This window comes from Legionella wadsworthii DSM 21896 = ATCC 33877 (assembly GCF_000701265.1).
Taxonomy (GTDB): domain Bacteria; phylum Pseudomonadota; class Gammaproteobacteria; order Legionellales; family Legionellaceae; genus Legionella; species Legionella wadsworthii.
Genome location: NZ_JNIA01000022.1, coordinates 200,796 through 225,698, shown reverse-complemented (window position 1 = coordinate 225,698; position 24,903 = coordinate 200,796). Strand labels below are relative to the sequence as shown.

Genomic DNA, 24,903 nt, shown 5'->3' with positions numbered 1-24,903 from the left:
ATGATCTGCTCCAGTTCATGGTGAAGCCTAAATCTTAATAAGAAGGGTGCCTGTTCATTTGTAGACTGGTAAACCGAATAATCAATCAACGATTTAGATTTGTTTTCAGTTTCTTAATTGTGTCCGCAGTGATTTTTCTGAATCTTTCAGGTGTTAAATCATTCGCTATGTCCGTGGAGCCCTGATGATGTATCAGCACTTCTTCATAAGCATTTTTTCCTAAAAGCGTAAACAAATTATTCAGTTCTGGGATGGATAAATTTAATAGAGCTGAATTTACTTCTGGCATCATTGGATTAATTTTTTTAGGTGTTTGCATTTCATAAGCATAAGCAATTTCAATCAATGTGCCCTCATGAAATTGTTTGCCGACAAGTTCAATTCCAATAGGCATATTGGTTTCACTGTATCCGACATTGATATTAATAGAAGGAAGCCCTGAGTTGGATGAGACAGGAGCACGCCAAGTATTTACAGTCATTCCGTCATATGTAGCGGAGCCTTGTGTGGTTATGGGTATAAGTAGCGCATCCAGATTATTTATTTGCATTACCGTTTGAACATAGATTTTATTTTTTTTAATAATAGCTTGAGCTTTTTGATAAGGCTTGCTGCTCTTGCCTGGCATGTTATTGATAAAGTGAAGGCAATCTTTAATTGGCCCAAAATTTCGTGTGCGATTGGATTCACAAATATCACGAAAATTTTTCCGCGTAGACGGAAAAGAAGCAAGATACTCATTTACGTCCTGAATTTCTCCTGCTTGATTGTTTTGACGATCATTGTTAAACAGTGGCAGATTCACATCTACCACTGTTGCGCCCATTTTTTGCATATCTTTAGTTGCACTTTGTATTATTTTTTCAATGCGAGGAGGCATCTTATCGAATGTATCAATGCCATTGACATGGTGTATGATTCCAATGCGTTTGTGAGTTAATCCATTTATATTTAGAAATTTTGTATAGGTTTTCACTCTAGGAATATTGAGGGTTTTGGGATCATGGGGATCGGATTTGGCTAGGACATCCAGAACAATAGCTAGTTCGGTTGTAGTCCGTGCAATTGGTCCGGCCGACCCATCCAGATTTCCCATTGGGAAAATACCTTGTTGACTAATCAATCCAGTACTTGGGCGCAATCCAACCAAACCATGAAATGCCGCTGGAATTCTGACTGATCCGCTATTATCAGTACCAATACCTATTAAAGCAAAACTGGCACTTACTGCAGCTGCTGACCCGCCGCTAGACCCTCCAGGATTTTTACTGGGATCATAAGCATTACCAATTCGTCCACTACGGCTACTGATTCCAAACATTCCCCAGGCAAATTCATCCATGCTCCCTTTACCTAAAATAATGGCTCCGGCATGACGTAATTTTTTTACTAGAAAAGCATCGTCGACAGGTTGGCTACCAAGTAACGCATATGATCCTGAGGTTGTCGTTGTGTCAAAAGAATCAATATTGTCTTTCAAAATGATTGGAATACAGTGAAGTTGTCCTGAAAGCTTCCCTGTTTTTTTAAAGGAAATATCTAATTGGTAGGCCTGTTCTAAAGCAGATGGATTTAACTCGCTCCATGCATTGATGGGTGCATGGGATTGAATGCTTAGGTTATATTTTTTAATACGATCAATATAGGTTGTGATCAAATCAAAACATGTGAGTTGGTGATTTTGAATGGCACTATGGATAGACGAAATGGTTACTGATTCCAAGTCAGGATGATAAGCCTTCGATTGTTGTGAAAAAGATACACTGCTAATGGCTAATGTCATCAATAAAATAAAGTGATATCTCATGTTGCCGTTCTCAAAATATGCATTAAGAAGTGAAACAAAATAGGCGCTCAGATTTAATAAATATTAAATGCAACTTTTTCTATGCGATCACAACACTTAAGCCTAAACTATAGAATCATTTAATGAAAACCCATTTAAAATTCCGGGTGTAAATGGATTGACTTGGTTATTCGCTTTTAATAAATAACGGCCTGAATTACTGTTAATTTCAAAGAGTATTTGTAAACTGGAACTGTCTTGCTCATCCACCAATACATTCACTTTTTCCAATAATTTAAATAAAGCCCATGTTCCATGTTCTGCCAATTCAAAATGGTTACCTTCAATTGAATTTAATGAAAGTTTTGCATGAGATTGCGGCCAAGTAAACTGCACCACGGAATCAGTACTTTGATTATCCATTAACTTGGTTTTGCCTATCTCAAGTTCAATATTCGCAACCACAGGATCAAGACTTATTTTTTGCAGGCTAAAATCAATTTTACTTTCCTCAGTATGATCAGGAAAAAACATATTAGTTATGATATTTGCACGTATCAAGGCATCTAATGTCTCTGAGGCAATGGGTAATACCGTATCATTGACCGCTTTTGGCTTCCATTCCGCACTGGAAATGTCTAAAAAAGGTTTCACATAGTTTTCAGTAAATGTATTTAATGAACCATGGGTGGAAAAGAAATGATTGAAATCATTAATTGCAATTTCTTCTTGTTGTGATGAATCAAAGGGATAACGTCTAGCAATGGTAGTTTGGAATTCTCTATATACCGTTTGTTGCCATTGCTGGTTAATATATTGACGGCTGTCTTTGATTAAAATCCCCCAGGCATCACTAGCTAACTGCTTCGTCCAGTTACCAAGGGGTTCAGGTAATTGCCGGGCCTGATTGAAAAGAAGACTGACAGGGTCTGAGGCACTGTCACTGACAAAACGTGTTCGGGTTATGTTAAATGCAGTTTTACCCCCATCATTTATCATAGATAAAGTGGAAATAAAACGTTCTAGGTCAACAATTTTCAGGTTTAATTCTTTAGTACTGGAAATACTCATCAAATTTAAATCAGTAAATTGGTTGGCAATAGATTGATTAAATAAAGAAGCGGTATTGCTTAAATCTGCCTTGGTTTCTTGTTGAATTAAGCCAATAATTTTACTCAATGCATGAGATTGTTCTATATTTTTTACGACTTGACGTCCCCCTTGATAATCTTGATAGTGTAGGGGTTGTGATTTGCGCATGAACGTTTGCCACCAAGTGACATAATCAAAACAGTAGGCCTGGGTGATCATTTCCTGCAATTGATTGAGGTCATTACGTGCGAGCACCCAATTTTCTTTTTGCAAGCTATGGCTGATTTCAGGTATTCTTTGGATGATCTCATTAAATCCCGTTTTGGTAAAGTAGACAGGCACATCATTTGTCGACAATACAAAGCCATTAATTGCTATTTTTTGTTTGGCATCAGGGAAAAAATCTTTGGCTATGGAATAATAAAGATAACTTGTGGGTAAGGCATTTAAATAATTTCGAGCATCGCTAATGACCTGTTTTTTTACAAGTATATTTTGAGGCGGTTTACTCAATAGAGTTTTTAGCAGGGCGAGTTGTTTCTTTAACGAGCTTTCGGGTTGATTTTTCCATTGGTTCGCAAACCAATCTTGAACCTGTATGGAAGAAAAATGTTCTGGTTGGCTTAACATTAAATAAATTTTCAATGCATTGTAGCGAACGATGGGTGTATTACCAGGATTGTTAATGACATCCTCCAGCTCACCGGTTAAGGAGGGTAAAAACTCACCCTGTAAACGGTTTTCAGCATTTTGACGCAAATTATGTTTTAATTGATGCACCGTAGGCAAAGACAAGGAATTACTTGAAATATGGTTCATTGTTTTCGCAGCATTGGATAGATGATAAAGTGCCTGTTTTTCTTTATTTTTTTGGCTATTAAGCACATCATAGGCTAATAATTCTTTACTGGTGGCATCTAATAAGTGAGAGGTTTTATAATGATTGTAACTCAAGATTAACAAACTAATGCCCGCAATACTTGCAGTTGCTGCAATGATAGGTTTTTGTGAAAACTTCCGTACCTGTGGAATTTGGCTGCAGTGTTCCTGAAAAGTCTTTAAAGCGCCTTCAACAAAATAGGCTCTGAAATTTGTCGCTTGGGGAAACGTGTCCTGCACTACCAAAGCATATTCATGTTGTATTTTTTTGTTCAGACGATCAATACTCACTCCTCCTTGCTCTGCACTGCTAAAGTAGATGGAGTGTAAATTAAAAAGTTTGGGTGAAATACCCTGGATAAAAGACTGTATCGGTGATCTTAGATTGGCCACTTGTAATGGAAATTCGCGAATCAGACTGCGTCTCATTGTCGAGCGAGCAGGATGCATTTTTTGAATTACTTGTTGACCCAGTTGTTCAGTTAGTTGATTAAACTGAACTGAATAGGCTTCTATTTTCTTTTTTAATTCGTTTCGGCAATCCAGGGAAAATCCAAGTGGTTTAGCCAAATCCGCCGCGTGCTCCGAATGATAAAACTCGGTAAAACCAGCTAAGGTATCCATTTTTGTAAACATTAAAGCAAGATTTACTGGGTAACCTAAATTGGTTCCAAATCGCTCCAATAATTGCAAATGCGCTTTTTTCTGTTCTGCTAGTTGCCCTAGATCAGCAATGAGCAAATCATTGACATCGATACATAAAACAAGCCCGGTTATTTTTAAATAGGAATTGCATCGATTTAATTGTCTTAAAGTAGTAAGCAATAATGTTTTGCTGTTGTTGAGCCAATTTTCACCCAGTTCTATGATAATCCCTTTTTGATTAAAATAGATCTTGGCATGTTGTTCACTAAAAACAGGAATCTCTTCCAAATTACTTTGTTTTAAAAGCGACGATTTACCTTGGGCATTCTTGCCAGTGATGACTAAAAAAGATAATTGGTGACTCTGGGGTTTTAACTGGGAAAGTATTTTTTTTATAGCATCACACAATGCACGTAACGAATTATCCATTAGCTATCCAGTAGAGCAAGTTGGGTATGTCCAAATAAAACATTTTTTGCCTTGTTTTCTAACAAATATTGGCTTGTTAAAAAGGCAAGTGTCACCACGGTAACCGCTGCAATTAGCGTTATTATGACAGCTTTATAATTTTTTTTAACTATTTTGGGTATGGGGTTTTCATTAAACAAACGCCGGGGTTGGTTAAAACGGTTTTGTTGAATAATTTGATAAAGATCTTCGATATAATTGTCCAAAGCTTGCCGGCCATCGGGTTTGAGATGGAAATGACCCTCAAAACCAATAATGAGAAAAAAATAAACCAATTCTATTAAATCCAGGTACTGATTCGGACGTTCTTTTATATAATTCAGAATTTCAAAAAAACGATGCTGAGGCTGAGCCCCATCCTGAGTCAAAGGGGTAAATGCTTTGAATTCTGCGGTAATTTGGTACACGCGCATATAATTTTTACCAAGGATTTCATCTATTGTAGCCGCCATTAAATAATGAGCTATGGCAGCGAAATCGGCTGGATATTTTGAAGCGTCAATTTTACTTTGAAACGCAAGCAGTTCATGTTCAATATTGTCTCTAATATTCTCTATAGGGGGCAAAGAAGGACTAAGACAGAGCCGTTCTAATAGCGATAAAATGGGTCCTGCTGCCGAAACTAAAGAGTTATTTGAGAAAGGAGCAATAAATAATTTAGAGCGATAGTAACCTTGCGGGACAAGCATGGTTCCCGAATTAATGAGATGGCTACTGACCAGGGAGGCTGGGTAATGCACAGCGGCCATGGTCTTGTTCCTAACAGGTCCTGATTCAAGCATGAATTCGTCTTGCAATCACTCAAATTTAAAAGAAGATGATACGTTATATAACGCGCTAAGTTCAAGTGAGTCAAGATTTATGATCAGACTTTTTAAAAGATGGCATCCAGAGCCTTGTTATACAGTGAATTTTGTGGAAGGGTCAAAAATTGAGAAGGGACGGTACCCTGTATCAGATGCAATTTTGGTAAGACATGACGGAAATGCTCTGATTGTAAAAAGAAAGTGAATATATCTTCACTTGAAATGAATTATCAATATAAACAACAGTTCTACTGATAAACTATTATTCATAATCTATGAATATTTTATTTGCAACATTCCGTATCAATAAGGTACTATTCGTGTTTGCCTGATATAGAACTATTTTAGTACTATATTTATAATAGGATGAGAAAACAAAAGAAGCGGTTCTTTGTTTCTAATTAAGACTTATTTAGTACTAGATTATTCGAGTTTGAGGTGTTATGCTGCGCATCAGCAAGTTGGCCGATTATGGAACAGTTGTGATGGTTTATCTCGCCAGGCACGCACACGAATTATGTAATGCCCGTGATATTGCTTTACATACACATCTCACTGTACCTACGGTAAGTAAAATTTTAAAACGTTTAACCAGTGCAGGTTTATTGACTTCAGTACGCGGAGTGACTGGAGGATACAGATTGCGACGGCCTGCTACTGAGATTTCTGTGTCGCAAATTATTTTTGCATTGGAAGAGCATCGTGGTTTCACAGAGTGCAGTTTGCAACCAAATGATTGTTCCTTGCAAGGTGTTTGTACTATTCAAGGCAATTGGAGATTAATAAGTCAAGCAATTGAAACAGCCTTGGACAGTGTAAGTTTAGCTACTTTAGCTAAACCATCTTTGCATGCACATGATGTGGAGCGAGTGCGACAATTGGCAAGTGGAGTTAATCGTGGCTAAAAGCAGTGAGCAAATTAATTCTCTGCTCGATAGAGAATACCAACATGGGTTTACCACAGACATTGAAGTGGACACCTTTGAACCAGGCCTGGATGAAGACGTGATTCGGCGTTTGTCAGCTATTAAAGGCGAGCCTGAGTTTTTACTTGAGTGGCGTTTGAAAGCATACAGACATTGGTTAACTATGTCGCCGCCTCAATGGTCCAGCGTTCATTATCCTCCTGTAGATTATAATGGGATTTCTTATTATTCAGCACCTAAAAAGCTAAAAGATGCACCCAAGAGTTTGGACGAAGTCGATCCTGAATTACTCAGAACCTATGAGAAACTAGGCATTCCTCTCAGGGAGCAAGAGTTGCTCGCTGGGGTTGCAGTAGATGCTGTGTTCGATAGCGTTTCTGTGGCAACTACATTTAAAGCAAAATTGGCGGAAAAAGGTGTTATTTTTTGTCCTATTTCTGAAGCAGTACACAAATATCCTGAACTACTCATGAACTATTTGGGTTCAGTGGTTCCTTACCGTGATAATTTCTATGCTGCCTTGAATTCAGCTGTATTTAGTGATGGTTCTTTTGTCTACATACCTAAAGGGGTACGTTGTCCCATGGAGCTATCAACTTATTTCCGTATTAATGCGGCTTCGACTGGGCAATTTGAGCGTACCTTAATCATTGCCGATGAAGACAGTTATGTTTCCTATCTCGAAGGATGTACTGCTCCGATGCGTGATGAAAACCAGTTACATGCTGCTGTAGTAGAGCTTGTGGCCCTGGATGGGGCGCAAATTAAGTATTCTACCGTTCAAAACTGGTATCCAGGAGATAAGGAAGGTAAAGGCGGTATTTATAACTTTGTAACCAAACGCGGGGCTTGTCGCGGTAAGCGCTCCAAAATTTCCTGGACTCAAATTGAAACCGGCTCTGCCATTACCTGGAAATATCCTAGCGTGATTTTACAAGGGGATGATTCGGTTGGTGAATTTTATTCGGTCGCTTTGACTAATAATTTCCAACAAGCCGATACCGGCACTAAAATGATCCATATTGGAAAGAACACCCGCTCCACCATTATTTCAAAAGGAATCAGCGCAGGCCGTGCACATAATGCTTACCGTGGCTTGGTCCGTATTGCTCCCACAGCGACGAATGCTCGTAATTATACTCAATGCGATTCGATGTTGATGGGATCGGAATGTTCTGCGCATACTTTTCCTTACATAGAGGTCAAAAACCCTACAGCACAAGTGGAACATGAAGCGACTACGTCAAAGATTAGTGAAGAGCAATTGTTTTATTGTCAGCAAAGAGGGATTGATACTGAAGATGCGGTGTCCATGATTGTAAATGGTTTTTGTAAGCAAGTATTAAAAGAATTGCCTATGGAATTTGCGGTAGAAGCGACAAAATTGCTAGGTCTAAGTTTAGAAGGGGCAGTAGGTTAATATGTTAAAAATTAAAGACTTAAACGTTGAAGTAAATGAGCAACCCATTTTGAAAGGTATAAACCTTGAGGTGAATGCCGGGGAAGTCCATGCCATTATGGGACCCAATGGCTCAGGTAAAAGCACCTTATCTAAAGTGTTAGCTGGCCATCCCTTTTATCAGATTACTGGTGGAGAAATAAGCTATATCGGCCAAGATTTAGTTCCTTTATCTCCAGAAGAAAGAGCACGTGCCGGGATTTTTTTATCCTTCCAGTATCCTGTTGAAATACCCGGGGTAACGAATGTTAACTTTCTTAAAGCTTCGGTGAATGCAGTACGTAAAGGTCAAGGGAAAAATACACTCGATGCCATTGAGTTTCTAACCTTCATTCGTGAGAAATGCCAATTACTCGAGATGGATGAAAGTTTTTTATATCGCAGCATTAATGAAGGATTCTCCGGGGGCGAGAAAAAGCGTAATGAAATTTTACAAATGGCAGCTCTGGAGCCCAAACTTGCAATTCTTGACGAAACCGATTCAGGATTGGATATCGATGCATTACGTATTATTTCCCAAGGCGTGAATGCGATGCGTTCCCCTGAACGTTCTATTATTTTAGTGACGCATTATCAACGCTTACTTGATTATATTGAGCCAGATTTTATCCATGTGCTGGTCAATGGACGGATTATTTTGTCCGGCGATAAATCTCTAGCGCTTGAGTTAGAGAAAAAAGGGTACAGTTGGCTTGAGGAAACGGTGCAGTGATATGAGCGATATTTTGGACTTTTACCAACAACGAGCAAAAAGCAGTCTATCTCATTTGCCTTGGCTTGCGCAGCTACAAACCAAAGCATTAAGTGATTTAAATCAGCATGGTTTTCCCACAAGGCATGATGAAGACTGGAAGTACACCAGTGTTGATGCATTACTCAGTCAACCTTTTATGCAGTTTGATGCTGCAGATTCTTATAAGGAATCAGCAGTTCATTCTTCCCATGAAAAATTAAATTCCAGGCTGCAATCCCCGCACCAAGTGGTGATTGAAAATGGACATATTTCTGGTTTCGAAAACCTTGCCAAGTCTTTGCCTCAGGGAGTCCTCGTTCTCCCTTTATCAGAGGCTCTAAACCAATATCCAGAATTATTAAAAAACCATTTAGGATCTATTTTAAAGCAAGAACACGGTTTACATTATTTAAATACAGCCATGATTCACTGCGGTATGATGATTTATATCCCTGCAGGTGTTGTCATTGAAGATCCCATTTTATTAACTCATGTACAATCGCAAACAAACCAGGCAGTTTATCTCCGACATTTGATTATCGCGGAAGAAAACAGTCAGGCTCATGTCATTGAAGATTATCAAGGTGATGTCAGTTGTGTTTATTTAACCAGTCGAGTGACTGAAGTGGTTGTGGCCGCTGGTGCAAAATTAACACATTACACCCTTCAAAGAGAAAGCAAATCCGCTTATCATTTTGGGCATCTGTCAGTGAAGCAATTGGCAGGAAGTGAATTCATCAATCATTCCCTGAGCCTAGGCGGAAAATGGGTGCGCTCTGATATTAGTTTGTATTTGCAAGAGGAAAAAGCACATGCTTTAATGAACGGAATTTATGCGCCGGCGGAAGGTCAGCACGTCGATCATCATACTACGGTGCAGCATCTAGTACCCAATTGCAGCAGTGAACAAGATTATAAAGGCATTCTTACGGGACGTTCCCGTGCGGTATTTAATGGCAAAGTTGTGGTTGCCAGGGATGCACAACATACGGATGCCAAACAACAAAATAAAAATCTTCTACTCTCAGCAAATGCAGAGGTAGACACCAAACCGCAGTTAGAAATTTTTGCTGATGATGTATTATGCTCTCATGGCGCCACAGTGGGACAACTGGATGAGGAAGCCTTATTTTATTTGGCAACTCGGGGAATTGGTAGACTTGAAGCCTCGCATTACCTGATTCATGCTTTTGCGAGTGATAATCTGCGGCTTATTTCCCATCGTCCATTGGCGGATTATATGGGACATTTATTAACACAACAGTTGGGGTGAAGCTTATGGACGCTTTAGATATTCATGCAATTCGTAGAGATTTCCCTACACTCAATCAACAAATAAATGATTTTGATTTAATCTATTTTGATAATGCTGCAACAGCCCAAAAACCTAAATCTGTGATTGATGCGATTTCTCATTATTATGAGCATGATAACTCCAATGTCCACCGTGGTGTGCATACTTTAAGCGTCAGGGCAACAGAGGCTTACGAAGCTGCCCGATCTAAAGTGAAACGTTTCATCAATGCCACCTCTCCACGTGAATGTGTTTTTGTACGAGGAACAACTGAAGCGATTAATCTGGTAGCCCAAAGTCTCGTTGCTCCTCGAATTTTGCCAGATGAAGAAATATTAATTACCCACATGGAACATCATTCAAATATCGTCCCCTGGCAAATGGTTTGCAAGAAAACCGGGGCCAAATTGCAAGTGGCACCTATTTCTCTGGATGGTGAGATATTACTGGATGAATTTGCTAAAAAACTGAATAAAAACACTAAATTCGTTGCCATTTCCCATGCTTCAAATGCTTTAGGAACCATTAACCCGATTAAAGAAATGATCACAATGGCTCATGATCACGGAGCTGAGGTGCTTATTGATGGAGCACAGGCAGTTCCTCATATTCCGGTTGATGTGCAGGATTTAGGATGTGATTTTTACGCTTTTTCTGGACATAAATTGTATGGTCCAACAGGTATCGGTGTCCTGTGGGCGAAAGAAGAGCTATTAAATGCCATGTCTCCTTATCAGGGAGGTGGTGAAATGATTAATTACGTTACTTTTGAAGCGACTGAATATGCCGCTCCACCGAATAAATTTGAAGCTGGAACGCCAAATATTTCAGGGGCAATTGGATTGGGTGCAGCTATCGATTATGTGGAATCATTGGATTTAGATGCCATTATTGCGTATGAAAACGAATTATTAGAATATGCAACGGCAGGGGTTCGCTCAGTGAGTGGATTTAATATTCTAGGAACAGCCAAAAATAAAGTACCTGTAGTCGCTTTTGTGCATGGAACCATCCATGCGCATGACATCGGTACCATTTTAGATAGTGAAGGAATTGCCATACGTAGTGGGCACCATTGTGCCATGCCCTTGATGGATTTTTATAATGTAGCCGCTACATCACGTATATCCTTGTCTTTTTACAACACCAGAGAAGAAATTGATGCGTGCATCAAAGCATTGCACCGAGTTAAAGAGGTATTTGCATGAGTGCTGACTTGCGCGAGCTTTATCAAGAAATCATTATCGATCACAACCGCAATCCACGTCATCATTATGAAATGAAGGAGCCAACAGTCCAGGCCAATGGTTTTAATCCTTTATGCGGAGATAAATTAACAGTTTATGCCAAAATTCTAGGGGATGTGGTTACCGAATTAAGTTTTGTAGGCTGTGGTTGTGCTATATCGCAAGCATCTGCATCCCTGATGACTGATTCAATAAATGGGAAAACGATAAAAGAAGCCCATGAGTTGTTTCATCGCTTTCATCGTATGTTGACTCAAAATGAAGAAAACCAGTTGCATGGTATGGATAAATTGGCAGTCCTTGCAGGAGTGAAGGCTTATCCTGCGCGAGTAAAATGTGCTACTTTGGCTTGGCATACGCTAGAAGCTGCTTTGAATAAAGACACCAGAATAGTGAAAACTGAATAGGGCAACGGCATGTTGGGAAAATGATCATTGCCCTTAGAGCGTAACCTGAGGGCAGCAAAGCGTACCCCAGGAATCCGGGTATGCTTCGCTGCCCGCAGGCTACTGTTAACCCGAAAAACGCAGGTTATTTATGTTTGGTTTTAAGAAAAAACAGGATGAGGAATTATTAAAAGAAGCGGTTGTTAATGCGCTAAAGGGGATATATGACCCTGAAATTCCTGTGAATATTTATGATTTAGGTTTAATTTATGACATTTCAATTGATGAAGAAGGTCACGCGACCATTCAAATGACTTTAACTACTCCCGGATGTCCTGTTGCACAAACATTCCCAGGAACAGTGGAAGCTGCAGTAAATAAAGTGGAAGGAGTTCGCGATTGTACGGTGGAGTTGGTTTGGGAGCCCCCCTGGACTCAAGATAGAATGACCGAAGCGGCTCGTCTTGAATTAGGGATGTTTTATTAATGTGGCATCCGTCTGCATCGATTGAATTCTTACGGTTACGCGCAGAATTATTAACTAAAATACGCTCTTTCTTTAGCGAACGGGGGTATTTGGAAGTAGAGACGCCTATAATGGCGCATTATGGAACTACGGACGTTTACCTCAGTAACATTAAAGCCATTTTTCGTGACGCAACCTATTTCTTACAGACCTCACCCGAGTACCATATGAAGCGTTTGCTTGCTGCAGGAAGCGGTCCCATATTTCAAATTGCCCGTGTGTTTCGTGATGATGAGTTAGGTCGTTGGCATAATCCAGAATTTACCTTGCTTGAATGGTATCAAATAGGAATTGATCACCACGAGCTTATGAAAGAGATGGACCTTTTCTTACAAATGGTAATGCAATCGAAACCCCTGATCAAAAAAACTTATCAACAGGTTTTTTTAGATGCATGTGCTCTGGATCCTTTTTCAGCCACGACCATACAGTTGCGTCAAGTATTACGTGAATATCACTTGGATAATGTACTGCCCCCTCATGAAGAAGATAGAGATCAATATCTTTTTTTATTAATGAGCCATGTCGTAGAACCTTTTTTAGGAAAGCAAGAGGCCCCTGTTGCAGTTTACAATTTCCCGGAATCTCAAGCCGCTTTGTCCAAAACCAACAATGGGGTCGCAGAGCGTTTTGAGATCTATTATCAAGGAGTTGAACTCGCCAACGGTTTTCATGAGCTGACTGATAAAGAAGCCCAGGCCAAACGTTTTGCCGAGGATCAGAAAATAAGACAGGAAAAAGGATTTTCTCCGATGCAAGCAGATCCTTATCTTTTGCAAGCTTTAGAATATGGTTTACCTTCTTGCAGTGGGGTGGCATTAGGCGTAGATCGCTTATTGGCTTTAACCTTGAAACAATCAGATATTGCACGCGTTATTTCTTTTGACTTTAGTCGCGCTTAACTTCATTCAAAATAACAGCATTCATGAATCATGCAGTATCGCTATAAAATAGAGTGGATGCAGATTATTTTCGCTCTCCTAAACATAACAAAGAATCGTTTCATTAAGTATTTTTTATTTTTTCATCGGCTTTCATCCTAATTTCTGCAAGCTCCAAATTCATGGTCTAACATTAAAATATAATGTTGTGAGGGTTTTCGATCATGATAAACGGTGAGGGCGTTTTTGAATCTGATTTCGAGGGGCCTATTGTATTACATATGATAGATCAAAAAGGATATGGTGATGTCTCATTAGGAATGAAAGTCGCAAAATTTTTAATGAAAAAATATCCAGATGCGCCAATCTTTGTTCTTGCAAGGCAAGATTCCCTTGTAAAAATAGAACAATTAGATCCAGGTTTTTTCGACCAAGGTAAATATCCCCAATTGCAAGTAGTGAACTCGAGCACTGAGAATGTGAGGGAAATATGTGATGGCGCAAAGCTTGCCGTAGAAACGGCTATTTTTGATGACTCTTTTGGAAAATATCATCGAAAAAGCAATTGCCCCAGAATCTTTATTGGAGAATATGGGCTTTATGAGCGCAAACCTTACGAAGAGCCAATCATTTGTTTGAGTGGAAATGTTGGCAAAGGCAAAGATTATCCGGGTATTTTAATTGAACCCGATTTAAAAGAGTTCTCAAAATTAGATAGGGCAGCGAAACAAGAAGCACGAGGTGAAATTCTTAGGAATCTCGACTCTTCTGTAAAACAACAAGTATTACATGGTTCAAGTGAAAATATTACTTCCTTTATGCAAAAGAATAATTTTGCCTTTTCCTATTTTAACTTTCCTATTTCTTACAAGAGAGCGGCAACTGTATTTGCTGCCAGTAATGAAGTAGATAAACATGCGAACTACTTTGTCAGTGCGTCAGCCGAAAATAACAAGGACAAAATCATTTTGGATATGCTTAAGGAAACAGATTTCCAAAATAAATTAAAAGAGTTAGGTTACACCAAACTTGTATTTTATACCGGGGATTCAGAAGAAGTTCAAAAAGAAATTGTTTTAGATTCTTCAAATCCTGAGGGGAGAGAGTTTAGAGTATTTCAAAGAAGTCGTTTTACTCTCGATACGACGAAGGATCTGATGTGTTTGTCGGATATATGTGGCGTCGCGGGCGATCAATCCCTAACAGAGGCGTATTCTCTGGGTGCTTTTCCAATACCCGAAGAGTGGCATTGTCAAATTAGAATCATAGAGCAAATTGCAGAGACTTATTACACCAGCGTGATTTTGAATGGCGTTCATAACAATACCTGGGGTAACAGGAGCTCTGTGAATGCATGGGCTTTTTCAGGTGAACTCTTACGTGAGAATACTGTCGAAGTGGGAAGGGTGCTTCATAAAATACAAGAAGAGTCGAATCTTTATAATGCACTCGATTACAGGCTTAATTTAGAATTCGATAAACCCCGTCAAGACAAAGTGGATCAATATAATAAAGATTTTATAGAGACACTTGAGAGATATCAAAGGGATTTACCACAAGAAGAAGCAGCTTCTTTTGATATAGCCATCCAAATCGCTCGTTATTATGCTCAGCATAATCCGGGTGAGCCGCTGATGTTGCGTCAAATTATCGAAACCATGCGCGATTATGTAGGTCAGAAAATCACACACATTGATGCGATTCGTGAGATTCAAATACAAAAACATGATTGCGATCATATCGGTAATGAACAGAGTGATCGTTTTATCAAAGGAAACATGGATGGACATGTACAAAACAAACCTCTACTCTTATCGCTTCAATCTTTGTACAACCGGTATTTGATTCCCGAAAGAAGTAATGCATTTAAAGATAGATTTTCAGAAATATGCCATAGGGGGCTTTCAGAAGAAGACATAAATCTTGCTGTGAGGTATTTGTCTGATTTAGATTTGCGTCAATTGACGAAGGAAATTGGTTTTGGTCGTACTCAACACAGAGGCGTACCGTTAGACGGCAATTATCATATGGTTGAAAACTTATATCCTTGTGAAGAAGGCCTACCCCTCATAGAAAATAAGAATTTTACCATAATTCTCGAAACGGATTACAGTACCGATCCGAGCTATAAGGTCGTTCTTTCAAAATCACAAATTCAAGAATTTGCAGCAAGACAAAAAGATTTAGAGGTCCAGGCTACCTATACTTCTTAAGATGAAATGGTTCACTATGCACCATTTTAGCCAACGCTAGCTATCGATTTAGTCGACGGGTCATGTATTTCTTGTTGAAAGGACATATAAGATTGTTTTTCTTTTTCAGTAAATTTTTGAAATTCAATGATTTTAGCTTGAATACGTTCTTTAAGAATTTTTTGGTACTCAGAATAATGTTCAGAAGATGCGACATAATCCTTAGGATTATTGTAACAAAAACGGACATAGTCAATTTGTTCTAGAGTATTTTTAGGCAGAGTAGATTTTGGCTGGGCAAAAAATATACTTTTGAAACACGAAGCAACAGAAAAGCAAATTATATTTTGTAGTTCTTGAGCGATTAAATTAAAGTCTTCAAAACTTTCAACAGGAATGCGATCCAGTTCTCCATTGATCAATTCCACGAAATCTGCTTTTAATTTACTTGAAATAGGCATCCTTAAACTCACTTTATATAAATCGTCCGCATTATATAAATTTTAATCATAAAATTTCAATAGTAAGTAAAGACGCACACTGATGTAAATAAGAGAGGTTTAGAAAAAGAAAATTTAAAGAATGCTTGCCCTTGAATACTTAATTAAAATCCATTTCATAAATTGCCGGGTCAGCCTTGGTATAATGATTATTTTCTGAAGTAAGTCGTATGATTACATCTTGGCACTCAGTTTCTGAAACACAAACTTTAATGTTTAACGAACATAATCCAGGTTTAATTTCTTCAGCAGGTAAAACGGCACATAAACCGTGTTTGGTCTTTATGACATCGGGATTTTTTACCGAAAATAGAAGGTTATAATTCTGGCAATCTTGACTCGTTTCAACGGTAGAGGAATATAGAGCAGTGCGAGTGGTATTGATTTTGATAACTGAGATTAAATTGCTGGGGTCTGCATACAAACTTTCAGAAGCCAAGTCGCAATAATCCGTCTCGGCAAATGCGGTAAAGGTTGTGACACATAGAATCAGGAATATAATAAATTTCATTCTCAGATAAATTATTTATTAGAAATATGTAAGTATATTCTATAAATTAAATCCTGCTTTGTTTTTCTTTTTTATTTCCTGCTTGGTATCTTGCTCCTCCTCAACCGTTTCTGTTCTTATTATTAATTGGGGGGCGCCACTTTTTTTAGCAGACTCCATATTCGGAGTGAGCCCATTTCCAAACATATACTCATATGATTCTAGTAAATCTTCTGCTTCAGATGCTGGCAGCTCTAAATCACGTAAGTTCACCTCATCTGCAATTTCTTGATAGTTAGGCGTAAGCTCTGCATAAGGTACATAGCGTGCATTCATACGGCCTGGTGTATGTTGATCAACTTGAATCCTAAAAGGCAACATAAAAAGCTGTTTTTCTCCATTCACTTTAAAGGTCATCAGGTTTTGACTTTCACCATAATCTAATTCGTCATCTTCCCGATGCATTGCTTTGTAGTTTGGAAAAAAAGTAGTTAAAGTATCCCTTATTGAATTGCCATGACCTATGACGATCAAATCTTCAGGGTCCTCCGCAAAAACTTCATTCACTATCTCTGCCGCTAATCCATTTTTCCTTTGTGCATCGGAGGTTCGCGTTACCTTTGAGGAGTGTGACTCTAATGAAATATCCCCTCCCTGTAGTGTAGAGTTTTTACCGATAGTTTCTAAGGCATAGTGTTTTGCCATGCTGTTATTGACTAAAGGGTCAGGAACGATACCAAATAATATCCATGAGAAAAAAAGTGCTATTCGCTGAGATAATTTCACACCCGAGTTAGGATTAATTAACTTCCAATAATCTGAGGAGCGCTCAATGCCAAAACCAGAAGGTCCCTCGGCAATTTCAGTGATGCATCGTGAAGATCGGGCTTTTACCTGAGCCTCTTTAAAAAATTTAGCCAATCCTTCAATAAAGTTTGCTGCAGTTGTTGTGCCTCGAGTCATGGTCGAAAATAAAACCTTGGGTGGCGTTTGCTGATTATGCAACAGGGCTTCATATCCAAATTGTTTCATATTCTTATCAGCTTCTGGATTGATATTGGCATTCGGTCTTAATCCAAATCCTTTATCTGCCCTGGTACATTCTCCATGTCGAAATAATTGGATGACTTTGAAATTGTCTGCCCCAGGGTAATTGTCCCGAAGATATCGTGTTGTCAAATCATACAAAGCTTCAATAAGGCCATGATTATCAGTTACTGCAGGACCGAATTGTGAAATTAACTGGTTTACATGATGTTGATAAGATGATAAATCTAATTTTGCAGTAGACATTCATTTAACTCTTTGAGCAATAAATATCCTATATTATAGACAATCATACTTAAGGAATTATTAGCCAATCCTCTGTTCTTTCTGAGTTTCCAAGTTTCAAGTTTTTTCTAAGAATGCAGATCACAGGAAACGTTCAATTTATTTTCAGCAATGATGGAATAGAACTCATTATCTCCAATGATGATATGATCCAGTAAACGGGTATCCACTAATTCTAAAGCGTTGCGTATGCGTTCGGTAACTAAAATGTCCTGGTCGCTTGCATCGCATATTCCTGATGGATGGTTGTGGGCCAGGATTAATGCTGCTGCATTCAGTTGAAGGACACGTTCTATAATAGGTCTGGGATGGATGGTTGCTGTATTGATGGTGCCTGAAAAGAGTTCTTCGTAGGCTATGACGCGATTTTGGTTATCCAGAAATAAGGCTGCAAAAATTTCATTTTTACGATCGCGCAAACATTTTTTTAAATAGGCATAAGTTTGTTGGCTGTTATTTATTTGGACTTCCTTTTGTAGATGAATCAAGTCACTTCGTCGGCACATTTCTTTTACTGCTTGTAGTTGGGCGTAACGTACTTCACCTAACCCCTGAACTTGTTTAAATTGCTCTTTGTCCGCGTAAAGTACTGCACGCAAGTCCCCAAAATGCACTAGAAGGTCAAATGCTAAATGCATACAGGATTTTTTATGATTTCCAAAGCTGATAAATACTGCAAGTAATTCAGTATCTGAAAGGGTTTGTGCTCCATAAGTGATAAGTTTTTCACGCAAGCCTAACTGCCGTGTTGCGACAACCGTCATTTTCCTATTCCTTTATTGCGAAGTTTATGCTTTGATCGGAGCTATTCTTACTAAAAACGCCCAATCATGCAAGATCTTGTTGACAAAAAAATACTTCTTGGTGTGTGTGGTGGTGTAGCCGCATATAAATCAGCATACCTAATTCGTGAGTTAACTCGGGCAGGTGCAAAGGTTAAAGTGGTGATGACCCAATCCGCACAGGAGTTCGTTAGCCCTTTGTTGATGCAAGCTTTGTCCGGAAACGATGTGCGTACTGCTTTATTTGATCCTCAAGCAGAGCGGGCTATGGGGCATATTGAACTGGCTCGCTGGGCAGATTTTTTATTGATAGCACCGGCTTCGGCAAATTGCCTTGCCAAATTAGCACAGGGGATTGCAGATGATTTGCTCTCTACATTATATCTTGTAACGGAAGTACCTGTGATTATTTGCCCTGCAATGAATCGCAGCATGTGGGCTCATCCCGCAACTCAAGCTAATTTTAGGGTGCTACAGGAAAGAGGTGCTCTCTTTGTTGGTCCTGAAGAAGGTTCTCAGGCCTGTGGTGAGCAGGGCCTTGGGCGCGTCAGTGAAGTCGAGCAAATCCTGAGTGCTTTGCGTTTATATGAAGTACACCAGTTACTCGCAGGTAAAAAAATATTAATCACTGCAGGGCCCACTCGTGAACCTTTGGATCCAGTAAGATACATCAGCAACTACAGCTCAGGTAAAATGGGGTATGCTTTAGCAGAAGCCGCTGCAATGGCTGGGGCAGAGGTGACTTTAATTAGCGGGCCAACTGCATTACACGCTTCTGCATGCATCAAACGCATTCAGGTTGAAACTGCAAGTGAGATGTTTGATGCAGTGCAGAAGGAAATACCCACTGGAGGTATTTTTATAGGAACTGCTGCTGTTTCAGACTATGGATTTGATGCCCCTGCGTCTGAGAAAATGAAGAAAAAAAACCAGGATGAGCTAACCCTTAAATTGATAAAGAATAAAGACATTCTCAGTTGGGTTGCGGATTCAAGCCGCGCTTCCTTTGTCGTTGGTTTTGCTGCAGAGACTAACGATGTGGTGCACTATGCTACTGAGAAGTTACACCGTAAAAAATTGGATATGATCGTCGCAAATTCTGTAGGAAAAGGCCTCGGATTTGAATCAGAAGTAAATCAAGTTACGGTAATTACAAAAAACAAGCAAATCGAATTACCCTTAAACCATAAAACCCGTTTGGCAGGTCAAATTATTGCAATCATTGCTGCGACTCTGCAAAATGAGGGCCAATCATGTGAACAGGAAAAATTATGACTCAAGCAATTCAATTAAAAATACTGGATGCCCGAATAGGAGATACTATCCCGCTGCCCACTTATGCAACTCATGGTTCGGCAGGGATAGATTTGCGGGTGTGTATCAATGAGCCAATCCAAATTGCCCCACAAGAAACCATTTTATTGCCCACAGGATTGTCCATTTACATCGCAGATCCCAATCTTGCCGCAGTGATATTACCTCGTTCTGGACTAGGCCATAAGCATGGTATCGTTTTGGGTAACTTGGTTGGGTTAATTGATTCGGATTATCAAGGAGAACTCAAAATATCCTGCTGGAATCGAGGTGTTGAACATTTTACCATCAACCCTGGTGAGCGCATTGCGCAATTAGTCTTTATTCCAGTGGTGCAAGCTTCTTTTGAAATTGTGGAAGCATTTACTGAAACCTCCCGAGGTGAAGGTGGTTTTGGAAGTTCAGGGAGACATTAATGAATTATCAGCAAAAGCAAGTTTCTCGTTCTGTATTTCGAGCTTATGACATTCGAGGGATCATTGGTAAAGAATTAGATGAAAATGCTTTTTATAGCATTGGTTTAGCACTTGCCTATTATTTACATCAGGTACAACGCCAAAAGGTTTTTTTGGCGCGAGACGGTCGTCTTACCAGTTTTGATATGGCTTCAGCTTTAAAACAAGGTTTAATAGACAGTGGAATCGATGTATTGGATTTAGGCGCTGTACCGACACCGGTGATGTATTTTGCAGTGCATACCCAAGGGCTTGACTGCGGTTTGATGGTTACTGGAAGTCATAATCCTGCAAATTATAATGGGATTAAAATGGTGCTGTTGGGCAAGACGTTAATGCAAGAAGATATTGATATATTGTACCAACTTGTTCAGGAAGGAAAGCGTATTGAAGGTCAAGGTACGGTTACCGAATTTGATATCTTGACAAAATACAAGGAGCGTATTGTTAGTGATATCCATGTCAAACGTCCTTTAAAAGTGGTGGTAGACTGTGGAAATGGAATCGCCGGTCCGATTATACCTGAGGTATTAAACCATTTGGGATGTGAGGTGATCTCGCTTTATTGTGACGTCGATGGCCACTTTCCTAATCATCACCCTGACCCGACAATTGAAGCAAACCTGGCGGATTTAAAAGCTGCTGTTGCAGAACATCAAGCTGATTTGGGTATCGCTTTTGATGGAGATGCCGACCGTTTAGGATTAATCACGAATAAAGGTGAAATGATTTGGCCTGATCGATTGATGATGCTCTATGTAAGAGAATTATTAACCCGTCTACCCGGAGCGACCATTGTATTTGATGTGAAATGTTCCAGCCATCTTGAGTCCGTAATTAAAAATGCTGGCGGTATACCTAAAATGTGTCCCACCGGCCATTCTATTGTAAAACATATTATGAAAGAGGAGGGCGCTGCTCTGGCTGGTGAAATGAGTGGCCATTTGTTTTTCAAAGATCGCTGGTATGGATTTGACGATGCACTGTATAGTGCCTGTCGTTTACTTGAAATCATCAGCCAGTCTGAAGTAACCATCAGTGAACAATTTGCAGCAATTCCCAACAGTATCAATACTCCTGAGCTGAAAATTGCTATAGCTGATGAGGAAAAATTCCAATTTATGAAGCTTTTTAATGAAAGGGCGCAATTTCCGCAAGCGCGAGTTATTGCGATTGATGGATTAAGGGTTGAATTTCCCAAAGGCTGGGGTTTACTCCGTGCCTCTAATACTACACCATGTCTTGTCGCCCGTTTTGAAGCAGAGGATGAGGATAATTTAGAGCATATTCAGCGTTTATTTAAGGCGCAGATGCATTTATTAGATGCTTCCCTGGAATTGCCTTTTTAATATTTGATTTTTGGTTTATATGCTTGCATTAGGACTTATTGAGGAAAGAAATGACTGTTTCCAAAAGAGTTCTATATCTTGCTCTTGGTACATCCGCCTGAAACCAATGATAACTAATCTGACTGGTCGATGGATGCCGCGAACAGTCGCGGCACGTAGGAGAACTAAAACTCACGAGTGGTCACAACCCTTGCATGCGGGCGAACTAAAATTAACGAGCGGCAAGGACACTTGCCTGTGGTGAAGTAAAACTCATACGAGCGGCCAGGACATTTGCTTGTGCTGAAGTAAAACTCATACGAGCGGCCGGGACACTTGCTTGTGGTGAAGTAAAACTCATACGAGCGGTCACGACCCTTGCATGCGGGCGGACTAAAACTCACGAGCGGCCGGGATACTTGCCTGTGGTGAGGTAAAACTCATGCGAGCGGTCACGACCTTTGCATGCGGGCGGACTAAAACTCACGAGCGGCCAGGACATTTGCCTGTGTTGAAGTAAAACTCATACGAGCGGTCACGACCCTTGCATGCGGGCGGACTAAAACTCACGAGCGGCCAGGACACTTGCTTGTGGTGAGGTAAAACTCATACGGGCGGCCAGGACACTTGCATGCGGGCGGACTAAAACTCACGAGCGGCCAGGACACTTGCTTGTGGTGAAGTAAAACTCATATGAGCGGCCGGGACACTTGCTTGTGGCGAAGTAAAACTCATACGAGCGGCCGGAACATTTGCCTGTGGCAAACTAAAACTCACGAGCGGCCAGGACATTTGCCTGTGGTGAAGTAAACTCATACGAGCGGTCAGGACACTTGCCTGTGCTGAAGAAAAACTCATGTAAGCTGTCAAGAGGGCTTGCACGTAAGGAAGAAATGTCTGACGCATCATCTTTTGCCTACGTACCGCGACTTGTTCGCGGTATCCAGGTTGAGCCTATATTAATACCCAAATTTATCCCGAGATGAATGATAAAATGCTAGGTGGGTTTATTGCAGCGATTCAGGGGTCAGAATATAAATGATGACATCCAGGGGGCGTTCGTTTTGTATTCGCGCCGGGATTTTTTCACAGGATATCAATTGAAAATGGCTTTGTTCTGCTAATTTTTTGATGTAATCAGGGTGATGGCTGAAACGAGCGCTCGATTCAAGTGACCAGGGATAAGTTTCACAAATTTCAGTGGTAAAGATGAAGTAGCCCTGCGGTTTTAAATGTTGATGAATGGCAGGAAATAATGAATCTAACTCACCAAAATAGGGTAAGACATCAGCTGCAATGATGAGATGGTACAACGCTTTATTATGCTGAAGAAATTGAGCGATTTCCGATTCTACTAAATTATTATAGATGTCTTTTTCTTTTGCCTGCGCCAGCATTTTTCCTGAGATGTCTACCCCGGTTAAATGTTGGCTTACCTCACGCAGCACAATGCCGGTAAGGCCGGTTCCACACCCTAAATCCAATGTGTGGGTATTAACTGGTAATTCCAATTGATGGATGACACGTGCAATATGTTGTGGAATTGAATATTGAAGTGTTCCTTTCATGTGACTGTCATAATACAGGGCATAATTATTAAACAAATTATGTGCATATTCAGGAGTGGTTGCAGCTGATTCGTCTCCAGTGAGGGCATGTAGCATATGGGCGCTAATGGTATCTTTGGGGTTCATGGTTAATGCGCGCTCAAGGTATTCTTTTGCCTTCTCTCGTTGCTCCATTTTAAGATAAATAGCTGCTAAATTGTTTAATGTGGACCCATGAGTGCTTTCGAGATTCAAAATATGGTCAAAAAGACAAATCGCTTCGTTTAAATGTCCCAGAGCCATTTGGGCAACACCGGAATTATATAAATATTCAATATTATTCGGCTCTTTTTTAAGCAACACATCATAATGCATCAGTGCATTTTCAAACCGGTCATGATGCATGAATGTAGCAGCTAAATTATTTCGCGCTTCGATATTCTCATTGTCTAAAGCGAGAGCTTTACTGAAATAATCGATTGCCAATTGATTTTGTTGTCTTTTTAAAGCAATCACCCCAAGATTTGAAAGTGCTTCTATTTGTTTGCTATCTTGCTCAAGAACATTTTGAAATGCTTCTTCAGCTTCGGCAAGTGCATTTTTTTCCAAATGCAATACACCAAGATAAAATAATGCATCGGTATGAAAAGGATTTAACGAAATCACATTATTGAATTGGACTTTAGCAGCCTCTAACTGATTGTTTTGCAGTAATAATAATCCTAAATTAAAATGTGCGGCACTAAAGTCGGGTTCAGCATGAACGGCCTGTTTATAGTGTAATAATGCCTGCGGATAATTATTTTGCAATGCATACACCGTCGCCAGATTATTATGGGCTTGGGCATATTCTGGTTCCAGATTGATGGCTTGATGATAATATTCAATCGCTTTATCCAATTGATGTGATTTTTTATAGGCATTCGCAAGGTTGTTCAGCAACCCTGCATTATTTGGGTTTAATGAAAGTGCTTGTAAAAGATAAAGAATGGCATTATCCATATCGCCTAATTGAGCATAGGTCAGTCCCAAAAAATGCAGAGTATTTAAGTGCTGTGGTTCTTGAGCTAAAATTTGTTCATAAAGGCTAATTGCCTGTGGCAATTGACCTTCATGTTGAAATTTATATGCTTGCGCAAAAAGTGCATCGGTATCCATGTCAATTCTTAATTAAATCTCGCAGTTGCTTTAGGGCTTGTGCGCGGTGACTGATATTATTTTTAATTTTAGCAGGTAATTGGGCGACCGTGCATTCAAATTCAGGAATATAAAAAATAGGGTCATAACCGAACCCGCCTTCTCCTAAAGATTGCGAATGAATGATTCCATGACACATTCCGGTTGCGATTATGGGCATAGGATCCGTTGCATGTTTGACTAAGGCAATGGCGCAATAAAACCAAGCTTCTCGTTGGTCATAGGGTACCCCCGACATTTTTTCAAGTAAAAGTTGGATGTTCTCGGCATCTGTTGCATTCTTTCCAGCGTATCGAGCAGAATAGATCCCCGGCTCCCCATTTAAAGCGGGAACGACTAATCCTGAATCATCCGCTAATGCAGGCCTTTTTGAATGTAAGCTGGCATGACGTGCTTTAATGAGCGCATTCTCAATAAAACTATATCCATTTTCTTCGGCATCAGAAATCCCTAAGCCCGATTGGGGAATACATTCAATAGGCGCTAACAAATCGCTTAATTCTTTAATTTTACCTGCATTGCTTGTGGCAAGAATAATTTCTTTCATTATTAAATTCTCAAAAGCATATTTATATTCTCGAGGAATCCAGGGATTCATCAATTGACAGATTAGAGTTCTCCCTTTCTATTAATCTGTA

General features: G+C 39.7%; 22 protein-coding genes. 12 read left to right on the top strand and 10 right to left on the bottom strand.

Annotated elements, in window-relative coordinates:
• Positions 1 to 85: 85 nt before the first annotated feature.
• From BU07_RS0101585 to icmH, 3 genes are all read right to left on the bottom strand, one after another.
• On the bottom strand, positions 86 to 1,807 hold the full coding sequence (locus tag BU07_RS0101585) for an amidase (protein WP_031563005.1): 1,722 nt from the start codon (positions 1,805 to 1,807) through the stop codon (positions 86 to 88).
• 102 nt (positions 1,808 to 1,909) lie between these two features.
• Complete coding sequence (gene icmF, locus BU07_RS0101580; protein ID WP_031563003.1) at positions 1,910 to 4,831, bottom strand: type IVB secretion system protein IcmF; 2,922 nt, start codon at positions 4,829 to 4,831, stop codon at positions 1,910 to 1,912.
• Positions 4,831 to 5,619, bottom strand: a complete 789-nt coding sequence (gene icmH / locus BU07_RS0101575) for a type IVB secretion system protein IcmH/DotU (protein ID WP_031563002.1) — start codon at positions 5,617 to 5,619, stop codon at positions 4,831 to 4,833. The genes icmF and icmH overlap by 1 nt, the downstream gene beginning before the upstream one ends.
• Before the next feature lie 500 nt (positions 5,620 to 6,119).
• On the opposite strand from icmH, the gene BU07_RS0101565 reads away from it, so the two are divergent.
• The 9 genes from BU07_RS0101565 (at position 6,120) to BU07_RS0101525 (ending at position 15,341) form a co-directional block, all read left to right on the top strand.
• A complete protein-coding gene (locus BU07_RS0101565; protein ID WP_031562997.1) occupies positions 6,120 to 6,581 on the top strand; it encodes an SUF system Fe-S cluster assembly regulator in 462 nt (153 codons plus the stop codon).
• Positions 6,574 to 8,022 carry a Fe-S cluster assembly protein SufB gene (gene sufB / locus BU07_RS0101560; protein ID WP_031562995.1) on the top strand — a complete coding sequence of 483 codons (1,449 nt, stop codon included), beginning with the start codon at positions 6,574 to 6,576 and terminating at the stop codon, positions 8,020 to 8,022. The genes BU07_RS0101565 and sufB overlap by 8 nt, the downstream gene beginning before the upstream one ends.
• Position 8,023: 1 nt before the next feature.
• Positions 8,024 to 8,773: a Fe-S cluster assembly ATPase SufC gene (gene sufC, locus BU07_RS0101555; protein WP_031562993.1), complete on the top strand. Its 750-nt coding sequence runs from the start codon at positions 8,024 to 8,026 to the stop codon at positions 8,771 to 8,773.
• Between the two features lies 1 nt (position 8,774).
• Positions 8,775 to 10,067 carry a Fe-S cluster assembly protein SufD gene (gene sufD / locus BU07_RS0101550; RefSeq protein WP_031562990.1) on the top strand — a complete coding sequence of 431 codons (1,293 nt, stop codon included), beginning with the start codon at positions 8,775 to 8,777 and terminating at the stop codon, positions 10,065 to 10,067.
• Between the two features lie 5 nt (positions 10,068 to 10,072).
• Positions 10,073 to 11,296 carry a cysteine desulfurase gene (locus BU07_RS0101545; RefSeq protein WP_031562988.1) on the top strand — a complete coding sequence of 408 codons (1,224 nt, stop codon included), beginning with the start codon at positions 10,073 to 10,075 and terminating at the stop codon, positions 11,294 to 11,296.
• Positions 11,293 to 11,742 (top strand): Fe-S cluster assembly sulfur transfer protein SufU, encoded by a 450-nt coding sequence (sufU, locus tag BU07_RS0101540; protein WP_031562986.1) that lies wholly within the window; start codon positions 11,293 to 11,295, stop codon positions 11,740 to 11,742. The genes BU07_RS0101545 and sufU overlap by 4 nt, the downstream gene beginning before the upstream one ends.
• A gap of 130 nt (positions 11,743 to 11,872) precedes the next feature.
• Positions 11,873 to 12,208 carry an SUF system Fe-S cluster assembly protein gene (locus BU07_RS0101535; RefSeq protein ID WP_031562984.1) on the top strand — a complete coding sequence of 112 codons (336 nt, stop codon included), beginning with the start codon at positions 11,873 to 11,875 and terminating at the stop codon, positions 12,206 to 12,208.
• Entirely contained in the window at positions 12,208 to 13,149 is a 942-nt protein-coding gene (epmA, locus tag BU07_RS0101530) for an elongation factor P--(R)-beta-lysine ligase (RefSeq protein WP_031562982.1), read from the top strand. The genes BU07_RS0101535 and epmA overlap by 1 nt, the downstream gene beginning before the upstream one ends.
• A gap of 203 nt (positions 13,150 to 13,352) precedes the next feature.
• Positions 13,353 to 15,341 carry a hypothetical protein gene (locus BU07_RS0101525; protein WP_031562980.1) on the top strand — a complete coding sequence of 663 codons (1,989 nt, stop codon included), beginning with the start codon at positions 13,353 to 13,355 and terminating at the stop codon, positions 15,339 to 15,341.
• 26 nt (positions 15,342 to 15,367) lie between these two features.
• On the opposite strand, the gene BU07_RS0101520 is transcribed toward BU07_RS0101525, so the two are convergent.
• The 4 genes from BU07_RS0101520 to radC all read right to left on the bottom strand — a co-directional run bounded on the left by BU07_RS0101520 (position 15,368) and on the right by radC (position 18,406).
• Positions 15,368 to 15,781 (bottom strand): hypothetical protein, encoded by a 414-nt coding sequence (locus BU07_RS0101520; protein ID WP_031562978.1) that lies wholly within the window; start codon positions 15,779 to 15,781, stop codon positions 15,368 to 15,370.
• Positions 15,782 to 15,920: 139 nt separating this feature from the next.
• Positions 15,921 to 16,331, bottom strand: a complete 411-nt coding sequence (locus BU07_RS0101515; RefSeq protein WP_031562976.1) for a hypothetical protein — start codon at positions 16,329 to 16,331, stop codon at positions 15,921 to 15,923.
• A 39-nt stretch (positions 16,332 to 16,370) separates the two neighbouring features.
• The gene (locus tag BU07_RS0101510) at positions 16,371 to 17,603 is read right to left on the bottom strand and encodes a hypothetical protein (protein WP_031562973.1); all 1,233 of its coding nucleotides are present in this window, start codon (positions 17,601 to 17,603) and stop codon (positions 16,371 to 16,373) included.
• A gap of 107 nt (positions 17,604 to 17,710) precedes the next feature.
• Entirely contained in the window at positions 17,711 to 18,406 is a 696-nt protein-coding gene (gene radC, locus BU07_RS0101505) for a RadC family protein (protein WP_031562971.1), read from the bottom strand.
• A 66-nt stretch (positions 18,407 to 18,472) separates the two neighbouring features.
• Between radC and coaBC the strand changes: the two genes are divergently transcribed.
• The 3 genes from coaBC to BU07_RS0101490 are packed head-to-tail and all read left to right on the top strand — an operon-like array spanning position 18,473 to position 21,542.
• Positions 18,473 to 19,699: a bifunctional phosphopantothenoylcysteine decarboxylase/phosphopantothenate--cysteine ligase CoaBC gene (gene coaBC / locus BU07_RS0101500; RefSeq protein ID WP_031562968.1), complete on the top strand. Its 1,227-nt coding sequence runs from the start codon at positions 18,473 to 18,475 to the stop codon at positions 19,697 to 19,699.
• Positions 19,696 to 20,154 carry a dUTP diphosphatase gene (dut, locus tag BU07_RS0101495; RefSeq protein ID WP_031562966.1) on the top strand — a complete coding sequence of 153 codons (459 nt, stop codon included), beginning with the start codon at positions 19,696 to 19,698 and terminating at the stop codon, positions 20,152 to 20,154. Before coaBC ends, dut begins: the two co-directional genes overlap by 4 nt.
• A complete protein-coding gene (locus BU07_RS0101490; RefSeq protein ID WP_031562964.1) occupies positions 20,154 to 21,542 on the top strand; it encodes a phosphomannomutase/phosphoglucomutase in 1,389 nt (462 codons plus the stop codon). Before dut ends, BU07_RS0101490 begins: the two co-directional genes overlap by 1 nt.
• A gap of 211 nt (positions 21,543 to 21,753) precedes the next feature.
• On the opposite strand, the gene BU07_RS17350 is transcribed toward BU07_RS0101490, so the two are convergent.
• The 3 genes from BU07_RS17350 to rdgB form a co-directional block, all read right to left on the bottom strand.
• The gene (locus tag BU07_RS17350; RefSeq protein WP_154659360.1) at positions 21,754 to 21,894 is read right to left on the bottom strand and encodes a hypothetical protein; all 141 of its coding nucleotides are present in this window, start codon (positions 21,892 to 21,894) and stop codon (positions 21,754 to 21,756) included.
• Positions 21,895 to 22,528: 634 nt separating this feature from the next.
• On the bottom strand, positions 22,529 to 24,226 hold the full coding sequence (locus tag BU07_RS0101480; RefSeq protein ID WP_035898913.1) for a tetratricopeptide repeat protein: 1,698 nt from the start codon (positions 24,224 to 24,226) through the stop codon (positions 22,529 to 22,531).
• 1 nt (position 24,227) lies between these two features.
• Positions 24,228 to 24,812, bottom strand: a complete 585-nt coding sequence (gene rdgB / locus BU07_RS0101475) for an RdgB/HAM1 family non-canonical purine NTP pyrophosphatase (RefSeq protein WP_031562957.1) — start codon at positions 24,810 to 24,812, stop codon at positions 24,228 to 24,230.
• Positions 24,813 to 24,903: the final 91 nt, after the last annotated feature.

Excerpts from the sequence above, each read along its gene's own strand:
- dut (WP_031562966.1), top strand. The coding sequence starts at position 19,696 with ATGACTCAAGCAATTCAATTAAAAATACTGGATGCCCGAATAGGAGAT.
- BU07_RS0101565 (WP_031562997.1), top strand. The coding sequence starts at position 6,120 with ATGCTGCGCATCAGCAAGTTGGCCGATTATGGAACAGTTGTGATGGTT.
- BU07_RS0101515 (WP_031562976.1), bottom strand. The coding sequence starts at position 16,331 with ATGAAATTTATTATATTCCTGATTCTATGTGTCACAACCTTTACCGCA.
- BU07_RS0101490 (WP_031562964.1), top strand. The coding sequence starts at position 20,154 with ATGAATTATCAGCAAAAGCAAGTTTCTCGTTCTGTATTTCGAGCTTAT.
- icmH (WP_031563002.1), bottom strand. The coding sequence starts at position 5,619 with ATGGCCGCTGTGCATTACCCAGCCTCCCTGGTCAGTAGCCATCTCATT.
- BU07_RS0101585 (WP_031563005.1), bottom strand. The coding sequence starts at position 1,807 with ATGAGATATCACTTTATTTTATTGATGACATTAGCCATTAGCAGTGTA.
- BU07_RS0101535 (WP_031562984.1), top strand. The coding sequence starts at position 11,873 with ATGTTTGGTTTTAAGAAAAAACAGGATGAGGAATTATTAAAAGAAGCG.
- BU07_RS0101520 (WP_031562978.1), bottom strand. The coding sequence starts at position 15,781 with ATGCCTATTTCAAGTAAATTAAAAGCAGATTTCGTGGAATTGATCAAT.
- BU07_RS0101480 (WP_035898913.1), bottom strand. The coding sequence starts at position 24,226 with ATGGATACCGATGCACTTTTTGCGCAAGCATATAAATTTCAACATGAA.
- coaBC (WP_031562968.1), top strand. The coding sequence starts at position 18,473 with ATGCAAGATCTTGTTGACAAAAAAATACTTCTTGGTGTGTGTGGTGGT.
- BU07_RS0101510 (WP_031562973.1), bottom strand. The coding sequence starts at position 17,603 with ATGTCTACTGCAAAATTAGATTTATCATCTTATCAACATCATGTAAAC.
- BU07_RS0101525 (WP_031562980.1), top strand. The coding sequence starts at position 13,353 with ATGATAAACGGTGAGGGCGTTTTTGAATCTGATTTCGAGGGGCCTATT.
- epmA (WP_031562982.1), top strand. The coding sequence starts at position 12,208 with ATGTGGCATCCGTCTGCATCGATTGAATTCTTACGGTTACGCGCAGAA.
- sufD (WP_031562990.1), top strand. The coding sequence starts at position 8,775 with ATGAGCGATATTTTGGACTTTTACCAACAACGAGCAAAAAGCAGTCTA.
- radC (WP_031562971.1), bottom strand. The coding sequence starts at position 18,406 with ATGACGGTTGTCGCAACACGGCAGTTAGGCTTGCGTGAAAAACTTATC.
- sufU (WP_031562986.1), top strand. The coding sequence starts at position 11,293 with ATGAGTGCTGACTTGCGCGAGCTTTATCAAGAAATCATTATCGATCAC.
- rdgB (WP_031562957.1), bottom strand. The coding sequence starts at position 24,812 with ATGAAAGAAATTATTCTTGCCACAAGCAATGCAGGTAAAATTAAAGAA.
- sufC (WP_031562993.1), top strand. The coding sequence starts at position 8,024 with ATGTTAAAAATTAAAGACTTAAACGTTGAAGTAAATGAGCAACCCATT.
- BU07_RS0101545 (WP_031562988.1), top strand. The coding sequence starts at position 10,073 with ATGGACGCTTTAGATATTCATGCAATTCGTAGAGATTTCCCTACACTC.
- icmF (WP_031563003.1), bottom strand. The coding sequence starts at position 4,831 with ATGGATAATTCGTTACGTGCATTGTGTGATGCTATAAAAAAAATACTT.